Genomic DNA, 16,461 nt, shown 5'->3' with positions numbered 1-16,461 from the left:
GCGGGTCTGGAGCCTTTGCTCCGGTACACAACGACCGTCAGCCGTTGCGGTTGAAAATGTTCACCAGCAGACGGTCCATCGCGCCCCACAGGCGCTGATAGAGCCGCAGATGCAGCGGCCTGGCGTACCAGCTGGCCAGATCGATCTCGCTGCTGTCCTGAAAGTCGCGCTCGAAACTCCGCTGGACCTGGGCGCTGAGTGAAGCGTCGATCGCTTCGAGGTTGGCCTCCAGGTTCCAGCGCAGGTTCCAATAGTCGAAGTTGCATGAGCCGACGCTGACCCAGTCATCGACCAGCACCATTTTCAGGTGCGAGAAGTGTGGCTGATATTCATAAATCCGCACGCCGGCACGCAGCAGGCGTGGGTAGAAGCGCTGACCGGCATAGCGCACCGGTGGATGATCGGTGTTGCGACTGGTGAGCAGAAGGCGCACGTCGACGCCACGGCGTGCCGCCCGGATCAGCGCGCGACGCACCTTGCCGGTGGGCAGGAAATAGGGTGTCGCCAGCCAGATACGCGTCTGTGCCCGGCGCAGGTTGCGCAACAGGCTGAGCAAAATGTCGCGATGCTGACGCGCTGCGGCATAGGCGACGCGACCCAGGCCCGGCCCCTCGGGCACCTGAGGAATGCGCGGTGCACGGCTCGGCAGGGGCAGTTGCCAGATCCGCCGCCTCAGGCAGTGCACCCACTGGCTGTCGAACAGTTCCTGCCAGTCCTGCAGCAGTGGGCCGAACATCTCGACCATCACCTCGTGCCAGTGCACGGCAGGTTTGCGCGGGTTCCAGAATTCGTCGGTGATACCGGTGCCACCGACGAAGCCGACGCCACCGTCCACCAGCAGCAGCTTGCGATGATCGCGATGGAGGTTGCGCAGCTTGAGGCGCAGCGACAGCGGGTTGTACAGCCGCAGCTCGATCCCGGCGGCAGTCATGCGGTCGCGATTGGCCTGGCTCATCTTCAGGCACCCGAAACCGTCGAACAGGCAGCGCACGCGCACGCCCCGCTCCGCCGCACGCACCAGCGGCTCGAGCATGCGTTCCAGGCAATGGCCGTCCTCCACCAGATACAGCTCGAGATCGATGCGCCGCTCTGCGCGCTCGATCGCTTCGATCATGGCGGGAAAGAACTGCGGCCCGTCGATCAGCAGACGGAAGCGGTTGTCGCTGCGCCAGGGAAATACGGCACCGGCCAGCATCACCAGGCATCACCCGGGTTGAACGCGCCGGCAGCCCGGCGAAGCGACATGGCAGAGCAACAACGATACGACATGAAATCCCTTTTTCCGGTCGACATCCCGAAGCAAACGCAGAAGGCTGCGTCGATCCGCGCAAGACGGACGCAGCGCGGTAGCTTACCCGCGCGCCTCGGCAAGGCAATGGCTGGCGTGGCAGGCGCCGGCGCAAACGGGTGATCCCTATAGGCTCGCCACGGGCAGACAGAGTTCCCGCCAGCAGGCTTTTAGCCCAGCCCGAGCGCGCGGCAGGCCTGCTCCAGGCGGCGCGCCTGTGCATCTCGCGCCAGCGCCAGCACGCCTCGATCGCGCTGCCAGAGCGCCGCGACTTCGCCGCGAGCCATGACCGAGTCGAGTCCCCCTTGCAGCGCAGCGAACTGCTCGAGCTGTGCGGCCAACAGGAGGTGCGTGGCGGGCTCGTCGGCTGGCAGTCGGGCCACTTCCGCCGCGCCGCCCAGGATTGCCAGCAGGCGAAGCTCCAGGTCGCGCGGCCACTGCTCGCGCAGCGCCACACCATAGAGCCAGGCGGTCAGCGCGGCCAACACGTGCAGATCCTCATGGGTACGGAAAGGTTTGACGTAGTCACTCCAGCCATCGCCGGCCAGGCGCTTCGCCGGCGCGCCAGCCAGCTGGAGACGGGCATGAGGGATGTCGGGAACGATCGGCAGACTCGGGCCCGGGGTCAGCGCTACGCCAGCAGCGGTCGGCTCGACGGCGAACAGGCCGAGGCGCGGCGGCTCGTCGGCACCCTCCTCCCGGGCCGAGACCAGCAGCCACTGCACCGCATCGCCTGTGGTCACGAAGTCCTTGCTGCCATTGAGCTGCACGCCGTCCCAGCGCGTGGTCATGTCGGCGGGGCGCAGCCTGCGTCGTTCAGTGGTGCAAAGCGCCCCCAGCCCTGCCGGCGCCTCGGGCCACAGCGCCCGCAGCGCTGCCTGATAGCCGGCAAGAAAGGCCAACCCTGGCGTCGCCGCCAGGCGCCCACCGTGTACCGCCAGGCCCAGCGTGCCCGAGCGGCCAGCCGCTGCGCACAGATCTTCATACCAGCCGCTTAGCCCGGCGCTAGCCGCGATGGGCTGCAGCGGCCCGATCAATTCTGCCCACGACATGCTCATCTCCAAGGTTTCACGCCGTCATCCAACCATCATCCGTTCGTCACAGCGGCGACATGCCCGGCCCCTAGCCTGATCCAGCCAGACCAGGCGAGCCCAACGATAACAACCAGACGCTCGCGATGCATCGCCAACCCGCCACTGCCACGGCGGACAAGGAGACAGAGCATGAATGCCATCGTCGACCGCAGTACACGTCAACTTCAAGCCGAACGCCTGCAAGGTGAAGATGCCCTGCGCGAAGCCCAGGCCCTGCGCTATCGCGTATTCAGCAGCGAGTTCGAGGCTCGGCTGCAGGGCGCCGAACTGGGCCTGGACATGGACGATTTCGATAGCCACTGCCGGCATATCGGCGTGCGTGACCTGGCCAGCGGCGAACTGGTCGCCACCACCCGCCTGCTGGATCACCTTACCGCTCGCCAGCTGGGCCGCTTCTACAGCGAAGGCGAGTTCGCCCTGCATGGCCTGGCGCAGCTGGACGAGCCGGTACTGGAGATCGGCCGCACCTGCGTGGCGCCGGCCTATCGCAACGGCGCGACCATCGCCGTGCTCTGGAGCGAGCTGGCCGAGGAACTCAATCGGGGCGGTTACCGCTACCTGATGGGCTGCGCCAGCATCCCCATGCGCGACGGCGGTATCCAGGCCCACGCCATCATGCAGCGGCTGCGCGACAGCCACCTCAGCACCGAGCTGCTGCACGCCGAGCCGCGTACGCCGCTACCCGCACAGGAGCTGCCGGAGAACGTCACCGCCCAGCTGCCACCGCTGCTCAAGGCCTACATGCGCCTCGGCGCGAAGATCTGCGGCGAGCCCTGCTGGGATCCGGAATTCCAGGTGGCCGACGTGTTCATCCTGCTCAAGCGCGAAGAGCTCTGTCCGCGCTACGCACGCCATTTCAAGGCAGCGGTGTAGATGCCGCGCATGCGCCTGTACTGGCGTCTGCTGCGGGTTGCCGGGGTGGTTCTGAGCGGCCTGATCGTGGCGGCCGCGCTGGGGCTTGCCGAACGCGGCGCGGTGCCCGTCTCGGCCCTGCGCAAGCAGCAGCTGACCCGGTGGTTTCTCGCCCGACTGGCGGCCACTCTGCCCTTTCGCGTGCGCGTCACGGGCGAGCTGCCGGCGCAGCCGATGCTGTGGGTGGCCAATCATGTCTCCTGGTGCGATATCCCGCTGCTGGGCATGCTCGCGCCGCTGTCCTTCCTGGCCAAAGCCGAGGTCCGCGCCTGGCCCGCGCTGGGTTGGCTCGCCCAGGCGGCCGGCACGCTGTTCATTCGCCGTGGAAGCGGCGACGCGGCGTTGGTCAATCGGCAACTGACCACGCACCTGCTCCAGGGGCGCCATCTGCTGATCTTCCCCGAAGGCACCTCCACCGATGGCAAGGAAGTGCGCACCTTCCATTCTCGGCTCTTCGCCTGCGCCATCGATGCAGGGCGCGCGGTGCAGCCGGTTGCCATCCGTTATCGACGCAACGGCGAACGGGACACCATCGCACCCTTCATCGGCGACGATGAGTTGCCCGACCATCTACATCGCCTGCTGACGAGCGATAGCTGCGACGTGGAAATCCGCCTGCTGCCGCCGATCGATACGCGCACGCTCGACCGCAAGGCCATCGCCACCGCCGCGCAGCACGCGATCGCCGACGCGCTGCGGCCCGAGTCGCGCGGGCAGCTGCGCGAGGCAGCCTGAGGCGTCCCAGGACACGGTAGCTGCGCTAAGCTTCGCCCATGAACTATCTCGCACACCTTCACCTCGGCGGCCCGCAGCCGGGCGACCTGCTCGGCAGCCTCTACGGCGACTTCGTCAAGGGACCGCTACAGGGTCGCTGGCCGGCCGAGATCGAAGCCGGCATCCGCCTGCATCGCCAGATCGACGCCTTCACCGACAGTCATCCGCTGGTTCTGCAGGCCAAAAGCCGCTTCCCCAGCGAACGACGCCGCTATGCCGGCATTCTGATAGACCTGTTCTTCGATCACTGCCTGGCGGCCAACTGGGCGGACTATTCGAGCGAGCCCCTCGAGCGCTTTACCCAGCGCGTCTACGGCGTACTGGCTGCCGAACCCGAGCTGCCAGGCAAGCTTGCGGTGATCGCGCCGCACATGGCCGCGCACGACTGGCTGGGCAGTTATCGCGAATTCGAGGTACTGGAACGGGTGCTGGCCAACATGAGCCGGCGCCTGAGCCGACCGGATGGCCTGGCCGGCGGGCTGGCGGAGTTGGAGCAGCTGTACGAACCGCTGCTCCAGGATTTCCGCGACTTCTATCCAGCGCTTCAGCAATTCGCCAGAACGGCCTGAGGCGCTTGTGCCTCAGGCATCGTAACCGGGGCTTTGCACATCCAGCTTGCGCAGCAGGGCCGGCCAGGCCAGCGCGCCACCCATGCCCGAGCGGGTTCGGGTCACCCCGGCGGCCATGGCCTTGGCACCGGCCAGGATCTGTTCCGGAATGGCGATCAGTTCGCTGCCACCGGCCTGTGCCATGACCTGGATTTCGCAGGCGCGCTGGAAGATGAACATCATCAGAAAGGTGTCGGCGATGCTGCCGCCGCAGGTCATCAGGCCGTGGTTGTGCAACAGCATGAAGCCGGCCTCGCCCAGGTCGGCTTGCAGTCGCGCCTTTTCCTCGTGGTTCAGTGCGACCCCCTCATAACCGTGCGTCGACAGGCTGGCCAGGACGAACAGCGACTGCTGGCTGATGGGCAGCAACCCCTGACGCTGCGCCGACACGGCGACCCCGGCGGCGGTATGGGTATGCATGACGCAGCCGACGTCGTGGCGAACCTCATGCACCGCGCTGTGGATGGTGTAGCCGGCGGGATTGATCTCGTAGGGGGTGTCCATCACCTTGTTGCCGGCCAGGTCGACCTTGACCAGGCTCGAGGCGGTGATTTCATGGAACATCAACCCGTACGGATTGATCAGGAACTGCTCGGTGTCGGGAATCTTCGCCGAGATATGGGTGAAGATGAGGTCATCCCAGCCGTGTAGCGCCACCAGTCGGTAGCAGGCGGCGAGGTCCACCCGCGCCTGCCATTCGGCGGGGCTGACCTGGGGCTGAAGCGAAGGCAGGGTGTGCAGCGCAGTCATCGAGGGCACCTCTTGTTATTGTCGTGAAGGTGCCATCGATTCTAGCCAGCCGCCGACAGGGCGGCAGTTGCCCTTGCAGCCAGGCCGTTGGCCCGGCGAGCCAGGATCAGCCGCGCAGGGCTGCAGCGAATGCCTCCAGCCAGGGCTCGGCATCGCTTTCCGGGGTGACCGTCTCACTGGCATCGAGACGCAGCATCTCCACCACTTCACGCACGCCCAGTTCGGCGTACAGCTCGCGGATCAATTCACCACCGCCACAGAAGGTGTCGCCGTAGCTGGCGTCGCCCAACGCAATGACGGCACCAGGCAGGCCGCTCCAGGCCGGAAACCGATCACGAATGGCGGTGTACAGGGGAATGAAGCTGTCCGGCAGCTCGCCCATACCGGTGGTGGAGGTCACGACCAGCAGCGCGTCGGGCGCAAAGTCGAGAATCTGCTGCAGCTGGGCGCGGGGATCGTGCCAGGCGTCGAAGCCGGCGGCCTTCAACTGGCGTTCGGCATGGCGGGCTACGTCTTCAGCCGTGCCGTAGACGCTTCCGGAAAGAATGGCGACTTTCATGCTGCGCTCCGAGGCAATTCAAAGCCGCGCATTATGCCGCAATCTCCACACTGCGACGCACAACCAGGAAGCACCAGCGATACGGAACTAAACTTCGCACAGGCGATCGAAGGCCCGATTGCCACAATGAATGCGGCCATACCGGTCGCAGGCGAAAGCGGCCACGACCGCGACGCCAGATCGAGGGAAGGCCGGCGCCTTCCGAGGGTATCCGCAATGGCGGAAGAGACCATACTCAGCAAAGACGAGCTGACCTTCATCCGCCAGCTGATGCAGCGCAACGGCGGCAGCGGCAACGAGCGCTCCACGGGTTTCCGGATCGATGGCGGCGCGCGTTCCAACGAGCTGCTGATGCAACTGGCCGCCCGCGCCAACCTGTCGCTGCAGGCCGAGTTCGAGGACTTCCGCATGTCCTTCCCGCTGCAGCTGCGCGAAGACGAGCTGCACAGCCTCGATCTGCAACTGGCGCCACCGGTCATCTACGAGCGCGGCCCGACGACTCGTGCCTGGCGGTTGCATCTGGACGAACCGCTGCCGTTACTGGAGAGCGACGGCGGCGAGAGTCCGCTGAGCGTGCATGAACTCTCCCCCCACGGCCTGCTGGTAGAAGCCGGCAAGCATCGCAAGCCTCCCAAGCATTTCCATCTGCGCCTGGCCTTGCCTGACGATACGCCGCTGGAAATCGACGCCCACCGGGTACGCGAACTGAACGGCGGCCGGGCCGCCTATGAAGTCGAGTTCGCCCGGGAAAAGGACGCCGAGCGCATCCGCTCCTTCCTCTATCGCCAGCACCAGCGGCTGCACCCCGATTTGCAACCTGAGCTGCCGGCTGATCTGGTGTAAGCTCCCACGCCATTAGCGACGGCCCGCGCCTGCGGGACGTCCGCCCACTTCCGGCAGTGGATACTCATGCATCAGGCCCCGATTCTCATCACCGGAGCCAGCCAGCGGATCGGGTTGCATTGCGCCGAACGCCTGCTGGATGACGGTTACCCGGTCATCATCAGCTACCGTCGCGAGCGCGACAGCGTAGCGCGGCTGCGTGCCCGCGGAGCGCAGGTGGTGCAGGCGGACTTCAGCGATGAAGCCGGCATTCATGCCTTCATCACTGCCATCCGGCAACTGACCGGCAGCCTGCGGGCGATCGTGCACAACGCCTCGCAATGGCGCGCCGATACGCCCGGGCAGGAAGCCGACGCCTTCCGCCAGCTGTTTCAGATCCACATGCTCGCGCCCTACCTGATCAACCTGCGCTGTGCCGATTTGCTGCGCTACGGCGGCCCGGCGGATATCGTGCACATCGGCGACGATGTCACCCGCAAGGGCAGCAAGAAGCACATCGCCTACGCCGCGAGCAAGGCCGGCCTGGACAGCCTGACGCTTTCCTTCGCCGCCAGCCTGGCCCCGCAGATCAAGGTCAACGGCATTGCGCCGGCGCTGATCCAGTTCAACCCGGACGACGACGAGGACTATCGCCGCAAGGCATTGGCCAAGTCGGCGCTGGGTATCGAGCCCGGCGCCGAAGTGATCTACCAGAGCCTGCGCTATCTGCTCGACAATCCCTACGTCACCGGCACCACACTGACCGTCAACGGCGGTCGCCATCTGATCTGACACGACAAGGAGACGACATGCCCAGACTGGAACCCGCGATGGCGCGCATCCGCGTCAAGGACCTGCGACTGCGCACCTACATCGGCATCAAGGAAGAGGAAATCCTCAATCGCCAGGACGTGCTGATCAACCTGACCATGCTCTACCCGGCCGCCGAAGCGGTACGCGAGAACGACATCGAACAGGCGCTGAACTACCGCACCATCACCAAGGCGATCATCCAGCATGTCGAGGACAACCGTTTCGCCCTGCTCGAACGGCTGACCCAGGAAATCCTCGATCTGGTGATGCAGTATCCGCAGGTGCGCTATGCCGAAGTGGAGGTCGACAAGCCTCATGCGCTGCGCTTCGCCGAGTCGGTATCGATCACCCTGGCAGCCCATCGGGATTGACGCGGAACAAGGCTGGTTCGCTCAACGAGGCGAGGTTATGATCCGGCCGACCTCAGCCAACGCCGAGACCCGAGAGATGAACGACCAAGAACGCACTGAACTGGAAGCCGCCGCCTTCCGTCGCCTGGTCCAGCACCTGCGCACCCGCCCTGATGCGCAGAATATCGACCTGATGAATCTGGCCGGTTTCTGCCGCAACTGCCTGTCGAAATGGTACAAGGCCGCCGCCGACGACCTGGAGGTCGAACTGACCATCGACCAGGCGCGCGAAGAGGTGTACGGCATGCCGTACAGTGAATGGAAAAAACGCTATCAGAAGGAAGCGACCGCCGAGCAACAGGCCGCTTTCGACAAGGCACAGAAATAATGACAGACCTGAAGGACTTCCGCGCGAGCCTGCGCAACCGCAACCACGCGTTCAGTGACACCCTCGCCTTCATCGCCAGCAACTACGACTACCAGCCGAGCCGTTTCGTCAATGGCACGCTGGAGAATGCCGCCGGCGAGAACGAGGGCTCCTGCAAGACGCTCGGCCTGGCCCTGCTGGAGGGTTTCAGCACGGAAGAGGCTCTGCTCGCGTTCGGCGAACACTACCAGGCGGTGCTGGCCAACCCGAACGGCAGCGACCATCGCAACATCCGCGCGCTGATGGAGACGGGACTGCCGGGCGTGCGCTTCGACAGTCAGCCACTCCACCGCAAGTAAGCCGCGTTGCGGCAAGAGCCGGCCCGCCCGGCTCGACCGAAGAAAAAGGGTCATCCAAGCACTTGGGGAAGGCTTAAGGAGCGGATGACCCGAAAAGCGATGGGCACCACCTTACCCATGCCGCAGCGCGGCGGATAATTCAGCTTTCGCATCCCGCCCATAGTCGTGGGCTATCCCTCTTCCCGTCACGACAATGCCTCACAGGAGATGCCATGCCCGTATCCGCTCTTTCCGGCCCGCAGTACCTGCGCGAAGGTCTGCGCCTGGTGCTTAGCCCGGGGCTGCGCCTGTTCGTGATCCTGCCCCTGACCGTGAACGTGCTGCTGTTCTTCGGCCTGATCTGGCTGGCCGTGGGCCAGTTCAGCGGTTGGGTCGACACCTTCATGCCGAGCCTGCCGAGCTGGCTGGCCTTTCTCGAATACCTGCTCTGGCCGTTATTCGTTGCGCTTGTGGTGCTGATGGTGTTCTTTACCTTCACCATGCTGGCCAACATCATCGCCGCGCCCTTCAACGGCTTTCTCTCAGAGAAGGTCGAGGTGGTGGTACGCGGAGAAGACGCCGCACCGCCCTTCAGTTGGGCCGAGCTGCTTGCCATGCTGCCCCGCACCATCGGCCGTGAATTGCGCAAGCTGGCCTACTTCGCACCGCGTGCACTCGCCCTGCTGGTGCTCTCGTTCATCCCGGTGCTGAACCTCGCAGCCGCACCGTTATGGCTGCTGTTCGGCGTATGGATGATGGCGGTGCAGTACATCGATTACCCGGCGGACAACAACAAGCTGAGCTGGGCCGACATGATGGTCTGGCTGCGCCAGCGTCGCTGGCAGAGCCTGAGCTTTGGTGCGGTGACCTATGCGGCGTTGCTGGTACCGGTGCTGAACCTGCTGATCATGCCGGCAGCGGTCGCAGGAGCCACGTTGTTCTGGGTCCGGGAAGGCGGGCCGAATCGGCAGCTCGATCGGCCAGCATAGGCGCTTGGCGTCTCGTTCGGCGGCTAAACAGCGCGGCGGCCCGGAGCGCCGCCGCGGCGGGGGCAGCGGCAGCCAGATGGCTCTGGCTGCCGCCCTCACTCACGCCAGCGTCTTCAACGCCTCGCGGCTGAACGGCAGAATGTCCTGCATCCGCCCCTCGCGCACCTTTACCGCCCATTCCGGATCGCAGATCAGCGCACGCCCCACCGCCACCAGATCGAACTCGGCCTTGTTCAGCCGCTCCAGCAGGCCTTCGATGTTGGCCGGCTGCGCCACCTTGTCGGTCTTGACCATGAACTGCAGGAATTCGCCGTCCAGGCCGACGCTGCCCACGGTGATGGTCGGCTTGCCGGTCAGCTGGCGGGTCCAGCCGGCCAGGTTGAGTTCCGAGCCCTCGAACTCCGGTTCCCAGAAACGACGCGTCGAACAGTGGAAGATGTCCACCCCGGCGTCGGCCAGCGGTGCAAGGAACTCGCCGAGCGCTTCGGGCGACGGCACCAGCCGTGCGGTGTAGTCCTGCTGCTTCCACTGCGAGAAGCGGAAGATGATCGGAAAGTCAGGCCCGACCGCCGCACGTACGGCCTGCACCAGCTCGATGGCGAAGCGCGAGCGGTTGGCCAGGCTGCCGCCGTACTCGTCGGTGCGCTGGTTGCTGCCTTCCCAGAAGAACTGGTCGATCAGATAGCCATGGGCACCGTGAATCTCCACGCCGTCCATGCCGATCGCCTGCGCGTCGCGGGCAGCCTGGGCGAAGGCTTCGATCACGTCCTGAATGTCCTGCTTGGTCATGCCATGAACGACGACCTGCCCGTCCTTTTGCTTTTCCATCGGCCCGTAACCTGGCACGTCCGGCTCCGGCTCAGTGCCCTTGCGACGCACGTTACCCACGTGCCAGAGCTGCGGGACGATCTTGCCGCCAGCGCCATGCACCGCCTCGACGACAGCCTTCCAGCCGGCCAACGCATCCTCGCCATAGAAGCGCGGAACATGCGGGTAGCCGTTGGATGCCGCGTGATTGACCGTGGTGCCCTCGGTGATGATCAACCCGACCCCGGAAGCGGCACGCCGACGGTAGTACTCCACCACATCGGCGGTGGGTACGCCGTTGGGCGAGAACGACCGGGTCATCGGCGCCATGACCACACGGGTCGGCAAACGAAGGGCGCCCAATTCGAAGGGCTCAAACAGGGCTTGTACGCTAGCGGTCATCGATGCGACTCCTTTTTATTCATCTGGGCAAGGCAACCGAGCGCTCGTGGCTCGGCAAACGAGGCGCAGCCGGCGCCAACAGGCGCTCGAGCTGCTGGAGGAAAACCTTTAGCGGGGCGACGCTGCCGCTCACTTTCATGCGCAGCAGCGCGCCTTCCCAGGCGTTGCTGATGAACTCGGCAACGGCCCGACAGTCGCTGTCCGGTGCAAGCGCACCAGCGCTGCGCCCCTGCTCCAGGCAGTGCGCGAGCAGCTCGACGGAGCGCGTCAGAATCTCGCTGAGCCGGGTTGCGATCGGCGGACAGAGTTCCGCCATCTCGAAGCTCAGGCTACCGATGAAGCAGTGATACTCCGGCCGTTCCTGACGGGCGAAGTGCGCTACGAGATCGGCGTAGTAATCCAGGATGCGTTGCACGGGTGGCAAGGAGGCATTGCTCAACGCCAGCCGATAGCGCTCCAGCCGCGGCGCATAGATGTACTCCAGCGCCTGCAGGGCGAAATCTTCCTTGCTGGCGAAGTAGTGATAGAACGAGCCCTTGGGGATCCCTGCGGCCTGGACGATTTCCTGCACCCCGGTCCCGTGATAGCCGCGGCGGGTCATCACCTGGGCGCCTTTGGACAGGATCAGGTCGCGCTTGTCGTTGCGTGCTGGATTGCTCATGCACCGAGAATATGACCGGTCGTCTCGCCGGCACAGCATCATCCATGGCGCTTATCCAGCCGCAACCATGGCAGCGATGGCACAACACGCAAGGCGGGAAAAAGAAGCGCGACCGCGGCTGCGGTCGCGAGAGGCGGGATCAGGCCAGAGCGCTTTCGATCGCCTGGATCAGGGCGGGATCGTCCGGCGCGGTGCGCGGCGAGAAGCGCGCCAGGACGCGACCGTCCTTGCCGACGAGGAACTTCTCGAAGTTCCAGCTGATGTCCCCGGGGAAATCGGCGCCCTCACCCGCCAGCAGCCGATACAGCGGATGACGCTGCGGTCCATTGACTTCGAGCTTGCCACTCAGGGGGAAGCTGACGCCGTAATTCAGCGTGCAGAACGAGCGGATCTCATCGTCGCTGCCGGGCTCCTGCGCCGCGAACTGATTGCATGGCACACCCAGCACACTGAAGCCTCGAGCGGCGTACTGCTGCTGCAACCGCTCGAGGCCGGCGTACTGCGGCGTCAGTCCGCACTGGGAGGCGACATTGACCACCAGCGTGATCCGATCGCCGAACTGCGCCAGCGGCAATTCCTCGCCGCCCAGGCCTGGCAACACCAATTGATGGAATGCGCTCATGACATCTCTCCTGACAAAAAAACGCCCCGGCACACGACCGGAGCGCTCTCTTTTTCGATCGGCACGGCAGCCGTTCCTGCCGCCGTGTGTGCGGTCGCCGTTATGGCGGCCGGATCAGTGGTGGTGACCACCCTCGCCATGGATATGGCCGTGGGCCACTTCTTCGTCGCTGGCGTCACGCACGCTGACGACCTTGACGTCGAAGTTCAGGCGCTGGCCGGCCAGCGGGTGGTTGCCGTCGACGATCACGTCGTCGCCTTCGACGTCACGGATGGTGACGATCTGCATGCCGCCGTCCGGACCGGAGGCGTGGAACTGCATGCCGACTTCGAGTTCGTCGACGCCTTCGAACATGGCGCGATTCAGCGTAGCGACCAGCTCCGGGCTGTACTCGCCGTAAGCGTCCTGCGGCTCGATGGAAACCTGGATCTGGTCGCCGCCCTGCTTGCCCTCGAGGGCCTTTTCCAGGCCGGGGATGATGTTGCCGGCGCCGTGCAGATAGACCAGCGGCGCGCCGCCGGCCGAGCTGTCGATCACCTCACCGGCGTCGTTGGTGAGTGTGTAGTCGATGGAGACAGCCTTGTTAGCGGCAATCAGCATGGGGCAGAACCTTTGCTTGAGAGAATGGATATCGAAGTTTAACCATCCACCGCGCCGATTGCGAACCGGGCATGGATGAACGGGCCCGCGCCGCCCGTCGCCAGCGGCCAGGATGTAGTCCCATTGAACGTGGGACTACAACCTTTGGATGGCATCGCTTTCATGGACGATGTGCAAGAATCCGCGAAAAGTATCTTTGGCACCCATTTCAATAACATTAGAGATCCAAGGAGCACCGATGTCGGCTCGTAACATCCTGGTGATTAACTGTGGCAGCTCGTCGATCAAGTTCGCCCTGGTCAACGAAGCGCAAGCGACCTTCCCGCTACAAGGCCTGGCCGAGTGCATCGGCAGCCCGGAGGCCGTCATCCACTTCGAGAGCGCCGCTGGCAAGGAAAGCGTCAAGGTGCCCAACGCCGATCATCAGGCTGCTCTGGCCCAGATCCTGCCGCGCGTCGAAGACGCCGCCGGTGGCCATCTGGACGGCATCGGCCACCGCGTGGTGCACGGTGGCGAGAAGTTCTTCGCCTCGACGCTGCTCAACGACGAAACCCTGGCCGGCATCGAAGCCAACATCCAACTGGCGCCGCTGCACAACCCGGCCAACCTGAGCGGCATCCACGCCGCCATCAACCTCTTCCCGGAACTACCGCAGGTCGGCGTCTTCGACACCGCCTTCCACCAGACCATGCCCGAGCACGCCTACCGCTACGCCGTGCCGGACGTGCTCTACAAGGACCATGGCGTGCGCCGCTACGGTTTTCACGGCACCAGCCATCGCTATGTCAGCAAGCGCGCCGCCGAGCTGGCCGGTGTACCGGTCGACAACAGCAGCTGGCTGGTCGCTCACCTGGGCAACGGTTGCTCCACCTGTGCCGTGGTCAATGGTGAAAGCCGCGACACCAGCATGGGCCTGACCCCGCTCGAAGGCCTGGTGATGGGCACCCGCAGCGGCGATGTCGACCCGAGCCTGCACAACTTCCTGCACAAGACCCTGGGCTGGGACCTCGCCAAGATCGACAACATGCTCAACAAGGAGAGCGGCCTGAAGGGGCTGTCCGGTCTGTCCAACGACATGCGCACCCTGGCCGAAGCGCGTCAGGCCGGGCATCCGGGCGCCGTGCTGGCCTTCGAGGTGTTCTGCTATCGCCTGGCCAAGTCGCTGGCCGCCATGTCCTGCGCCCTGCCGCAGCTGGACGGTCTGGTCTTCACCGGCGGCATCGGCGAGAACTCCTCGGCCGTACGCGAGCGCACCCTGGAGCACCTCAAGCTGTTCGGCTTCAAGCTCGATGCCGAAGCCAACGCCCGCTGCACTCGTGGTGTCGCCGGCGAAATCCAGGCTCAGGGCAGCCCGCGCGTCATGGTCGTGCCGACCAACGAGGAGCGCCAGATTGCCCTCGACACGCTGGCCCTGCTGGACGCCTGAGCGCAAACAGGCAAGCAGCGATAGCGAAACCCGACAGGCCATGCCGTCGGGTTTCCGCTCTTGAGCGCCGCGGCAATCCGGCAGTTTCCGCCCTCGGGCGAGTCGCCTAGCCTAGCCGCCGCCCGGCACCCGTTACCCGAGCACCCTGTCCACTAGGAGATGCCATGCACACACTCTTCCTTGCCCCTACCGGTTTCGGCGGCGGCCTCAATTCCATCAGCCTCGGCCTGATCCGCGCGCTGGAAAGCGCCGGGCTGAAGGTCGGTTTCTTCAAGCCGATCGCCCAACCCTTCCCGGTCGACCAGGGCCGCGAGCGCTCCTGCATCCTCGTCGAGCGCACGCTGAACCTGACCTCTCCCGAACCGCTGCCGCTGGAACAGGTGGAGCGCCAGCTCGCCGATGGCGAGATCGACCTGTTGCTCGAGGACGTGGTCAGCCGCTTCCAGCAAGTCGCTGTGGGCAAGGACGTGGTCATCGTCGAAGGCATGGTGCCGACCCGCGAGTCCAACTACACCCAGCGCATCAACACCCAGCTCGCCAAGAGCCTGGACGCCGAGGTCATCCTCATCGCGGCCCAGGGCAGCGACAGCCTCAAGCGTCTGGCCGAGCGCATCGAGATTCAGGCCCAGCTGTACGGCGGCGCCAAGGATCCCAAGGTGCTCGGCGTGATCCTCAACAAGGTCAAGACCGAGGAAGGCCTGCCGGCTTTCGTCGACAGCCTCAAGCAGCACCTGCCGCTGCTGGGCAGCGCCGACTTCCAGCTGCTCGGCACCATCCCGTTCTCCGAGGAACTCAACGCCCTGCGCACCCGTGACATCGCCGAACTGCTCGGCGCCCAGGTGCTCAACGCCGGCGAGGCCGACCAGCGCCGCGTGAACAAGATCGTGCTCTGCGCCCGCGCCGTGCCCAACACCGTGCAACTGCTGCGCTCCGGCGTGCTGGTGGTGACCCCGGGCGACCGCGACGACATCATCCTCGCCGCCAGCCTGGCCTCGCTCAATGGCGAGAAGCTCGCCGGACTGCTGCTGTGCAGCGACTTCGCGCCGGACCCGCGCATCCTCGAGCTGTGCAAGGCCGCGCTGGACGGCGGCCTGCCGGTGATGACCGTCGAGACCAACTCCTACGACACGGCCAACAACCTGTTCGGCCTGAACAAGGAAACCCCGGCGGACGACATCGAGCGCGCCACCCGCGTGACCGACTTCATCGCCAAGCACCTGCACCCCGAATTTCTCCACACCCGCTGCAGCGTGCCGCGTGGCGAGCTGCGCATGTCACCGGCGGCGTTCCGCTATCAGCTGGTCAAGCGCGCGCAGGACGCCAACAAGCGCATCGTTCTGCCGGAAGGCAACGAGCCGCGCACCATCCGCGCCGCCGCCATCTGCCAGGAGCGCGGCATCGCCCGCTGCGTGCTGCTGGCCAAGCCGGAGGAAGTCCAGCAGGTCGCCCGCGAGCAGGGCATCACCCTGCCGGCCAGCCTGGAAATCCTCGATCCGGACAGCATCGCCAACCGCTACGTCGAGCCGATGTGCGAGATGCGCAAGGCCAAGGGCCTGACGCCCGACGATGCCCGCGAGCAGCTGAAGGACACCGTGGTCCTCGGCACCATGATGCTGGCGCTGGACGAAGTGGACGGCCTGGTTTCCGGTGCCGTGCACACCACCGCCAACACCATTCGCCCGGCCCTGCAGCTGATCAAGACCGCGCCGGGCTACAGCCTGGTGTCTTCGGTGTTCTTCATGCTGCTGCCGGATCAGGTGCTGGTCTATGGCGACTGCGCGGTGAACCCGAACCCGAGCGCCACCGAACTGGCCGAGATCGCTCTGCAGAGCGCCGAGTCCGCCGTGGCGCTGGGCGTCAATCCGCGCGTGGCGATGATCAGCTACTCTACCGGCAGCTCCGGCAGCGGTGCGGAAGTCGAGAAAGTCGCCGAAGCCACCCGCATCGCTCAGGAGCGTGCACCGGACCTGCCGATCGACGGCCCCCTGCAGTACGACGCCGCTTCCGTGCTCAGCGTCGGCCGGCAGAAGGCGCCGAACAGCAAGGTGGCCGGCCAGGCCACGGTGTTCATCTTCCCTGACCTGAACACCGGTAACACCACCTACAAGGCCGTTCAGCGCAACGCCAACTGCCTCAGCGTCGGTCCGATGCTGCAAGGCCTCGCCAAGCCGGTGAACGACCTGTCGCGCGGCGCCCTGGTGGACGACATCGTCTTCACCATCGCCCTCACCGCCCTGCAGGCCGCCAACCAGAAGGGCTGATCGGCCTTCTGACGATGG

19 protein-coding genes are annotated in these 16,461 nt (G+C 65.4%); 11 read left to right on the top strand and 8 right to left on the bottom strand.

The window, feature by feature from the left end:
* Positions 1 to 37 precede the first annotated feature (37 nt).
* Positions 38 to 1,195: a phospholipase D-like domain-containing protein gene (locus tag PSTAB_RS05245; RefSeq protein WP_041771661.1), complete on the bottom strand. Its 1,158-nt coding sequence runs from the start codon at positions 1,193 to 1,195 to the stop codon at positions 38 to 40.
* A gap of 263 nt (positions 1,196 to 1,458) precedes the next feature.
* Complete coding sequence (locus tag PSTAB_RS05240) at positions 1,459 to 2,346, bottom strand: acyl-CoA dehydrogenase middle domain-containing protein (RefSeq protein ID WP_041771659.1); 888 nt, start codon at positions 2,344 to 2,346, stop codon at positions 1,459 to 1,461.
* A 165-nt stretch (positions 2,347 to 2,511) separates the two neighbouring features.
* On the opposite strand from PSTAB_RS05240, the gene olsB reads away from it, so the two are divergent.
* Genes olsB through PSTAB_RS05225 form a run of 3 tightly spaced genes read left to right on the top strand, consistent with a single transcriptional unit; the run spans position 2,512 to position 4,637 of the window.
* Positions 2,512 to 3,255: an L-ornithine N(alpha)-acyltransferase gene (gene olsB, locus PSTAB_RS05235; RefSeq protein ID WP_013982005.1), complete on the top strand. Its 744-nt coding sequence runs from the start codon at positions 2,512 to 2,514 to the stop codon at positions 3,253 to 3,255.
* A complete protein-coding gene (locus PSTAB_RS05230) occupies positions 3,256 to 4,029 on the top strand; it encodes a lysophospholipid acyltransferase family protein (protein WP_013982004.1) in 774 nt (257 codons plus the stop codon).
* Positions 4,030 to 4,067: 38 nt separating this feature from the next.
* Positions 4,068 to 4,637 carry an acyl carrier protein phosphodiesterase gene (locus PSTAB_RS05225; RefSeq protein ID WP_013982003.1) on the top strand — a complete coding sequence of 190 codons (570 nt, stop codon included), beginning with the start codon at positions 4,068 to 4,070 and terminating at the stop codon, positions 4,635 to 4,637.
* Positions 4,638 to 4,649: 12 nt separating this feature from the next.
* Here PSTAB_RS05225 and PSTAB_RS05220 read toward each other — a convergent pair whose 3' ends face one another.
* Both PSTAB_RS05220 and PSTAB_RS05215 read right to left on the bottom strand, forming a co-directional pair.
* Entirely contained in the window at positions 4,650 to 5,426 is a 777-nt protein-coding gene (locus PSTAB_RS05220; RefSeq protein WP_013982002.1) for a class II aldolase/adducin family protein, read from the bottom strand.
* Positions 5,427 to 5,532: 106 nt separating this feature from the next.
* Positions 5,533 to 5,985 carry a flavodoxin gene (locus PSTAB_RS05215; protein ID WP_011912321.1) on the bottom strand — a complete coding sequence of 151 codons (453 nt, stop codon included), beginning with the start codon at positions 5,983 to 5,985 and terminating at the stop codon, positions 5,533 to 5,535.
* Positions 5,986 to 6,201: 216 nt separating this feature from the next.
* On the opposite strand from PSTAB_RS05215, the gene PSTAB_RS05210 reads away from it, so the two are divergent.
* From PSTAB_RS05210 to cysZ, 6 genes are all read left to right on the top strand, one after another.
* On the top strand, positions 6,202 to 6,828 hold the full coding sequence (locus tag PSTAB_RS05210; RefSeq protein WP_011912320.1) for a PilZ domain-containing protein: 627 nt from the start codon (positions 6,202 to 6,204) through the stop codon (positions 6,826 to 6,828).
* Between the two features lie 66 nt (positions 6,829 to 6,894).
* Positions 6,895 to 7,599 (top strand): dihydromonapterin reductase, encoded by a 705-nt coding sequence (gene folM / locus PSTAB_RS05205; protein ID WP_011912319.1) that lies wholly within the window; start codon positions 6,895 to 6,897, stop codon positions 7,597 to 7,599.
* 17 nt (positions 7,600 to 7,616) lie between these two features.
* Positions 7,617 to 7,991 (top strand): dihydroneopterin triphosphate 2'-epimerase, encoded by a 375-nt coding sequence (gene folX, locus PSTAB_RS05200; protein ID WP_011912318.1) that lies wholly within the window; start codon positions 7,617 to 7,619, stop codon positions 7,989 to 7,991.
* A gap of 76 nt (positions 7,992 to 8,067) precedes the next feature.
* Positions 8,068 to 8,358 carry a DUF1244 domain-containing protein gene (locus PSTAB_RS05195; protein ID WP_020306433.1) on the top strand — a complete coding sequence of 97 codons (291 nt, stop codon included), beginning with the start codon at positions 8,068 to 8,070 and terminating at the stop codon, positions 8,356 to 8,358.
* On the top strand, positions 8,358 to 8,696 hold the full coding sequence (locus tag PSTAB_RS05190) for a HopJ type III effector protein (protein WP_011912316.1): 339 nt from the start codon (positions 8,358 to 8,360) through the stop codon (positions 8,694 to 8,696). The genes PSTAB_RS05195 and PSTAB_RS05190 overlap by 1 nt, the downstream gene beginning before the upstream one ends.
* A 212-nt stretch (positions 8,697 to 8,908) precedes the next feature.
* The gene (gene cysZ / locus PSTAB_RS05185; protein ID WP_013982000.1) at positions 8,909 to 9,664 is read left to right on the top strand and encodes a sulfate transporter CysZ; all 756 of its coding nucleotides are present in this window, start codon (positions 8,909 to 8,911) and stop codon (positions 9,662 to 9,664) included.
* Positions 9,665 to 9,763: 99 nt separating this feature from the next.
* On the opposite strand, the gene PSTAB_RS05180 is transcribed toward cysZ, so the two are convergent.
* The 4 genes from PSTAB_RS05180 to PSTAB_RS05165 all read right to left on the bottom strand — a co-directional run bounded on the left by PSTAB_RS05180 (position 9,764) and on the right by PSTAB_RS05165 (position 12,756).
* Complete coding sequence (locus PSTAB_RS05180; RefSeq protein WP_013981999.1) at positions 9,764 to 10,873, bottom strand: NADH:flavin oxidoreductase; 1,110 nt, start codon at positions 10,871 to 10,873, stop codon at positions 9,764 to 9,766.
* A gap of 19 nt (positions 10,874 to 10,892) precedes the next feature.
* The gene (locus PSTAB_RS05175; RefSeq protein WP_013981998.1) at positions 10,893 to 11,534 is read right to left on the bottom strand and encodes a TetR/AcrR family transcriptional regulator; all 642 of its coding nucleotides are present in this window, start codon (positions 11,532 to 11,534) and stop codon (positions 10,893 to 10,895) included.
* A 139-nt stretch (positions 11,535 to 11,673) separates the two neighbouring features.
* Positions 11,674 to 12,156: a glutathione peroxidase gene (locus PSTAB_RS05170; protein ID WP_011912312.1), complete on the bottom strand. Its 483-nt coding sequence runs from the start codon at positions 12,154 to 12,156 to the stop codon at positions 11,674 to 11,676.
* Positions 12,157 to 12,270: 114 nt separating this feature from the next.
* Entirely contained in the window at positions 12,271 to 12,756 is a 486-nt protein-coding gene (locus tag PSTAB_RS05165; RefSeq protein WP_011912311.1) for an FKBP-type peptidyl-prolyl cis-trans isomerase, read from the bottom strand.
* Between the two features lie 238 nt (positions 12,757 to 12,994).
* Between PSTAB_RS05165 and PSTAB_RS05160 the strand changes: the two genes are divergently transcribed.
* The gene (locus tag PSTAB_RS05160; protein WP_011912310.1) at positions 12,995 to 14,182 is read left to right on the top strand and encodes an acetate kinase; all 1,188 of its coding nucleotides are present in this window, start codon (positions 12,995 to 12,997) and stop codon (positions 14,180 to 14,182) included.
* A gap of 164 nt (positions 14,183 to 14,346) precedes the next feature.
* On the top strand, positions 14,347 to 16,443 hold the full coding sequence (gene pta, locus PSTAB_RS05155) for a phosphate acetyltransferase (protein ID WP_013981997.1): 2,097 nt from the start codon (positions 14,347 to 14,349) through the stop codon (positions 16,441 to 16,443).
* Positions 16,444 to 16,461 lie beyond the last annotated feature (18 nt).

The organism is Stutzerimonas stutzeri, from assembly GCF_000219605.1.
In the GTDB taxonomy this organism is placed as follows: Bacteria; Pseudomonadota; Gammaproteobacteria; order Pseudomonadales; family Pseudomonadaceae; genus Stutzerimonas; species Stutzerimonas stutzeri.
This window is presented reverse-complemented; position numbering and strand designations above follow the sequence as displayed.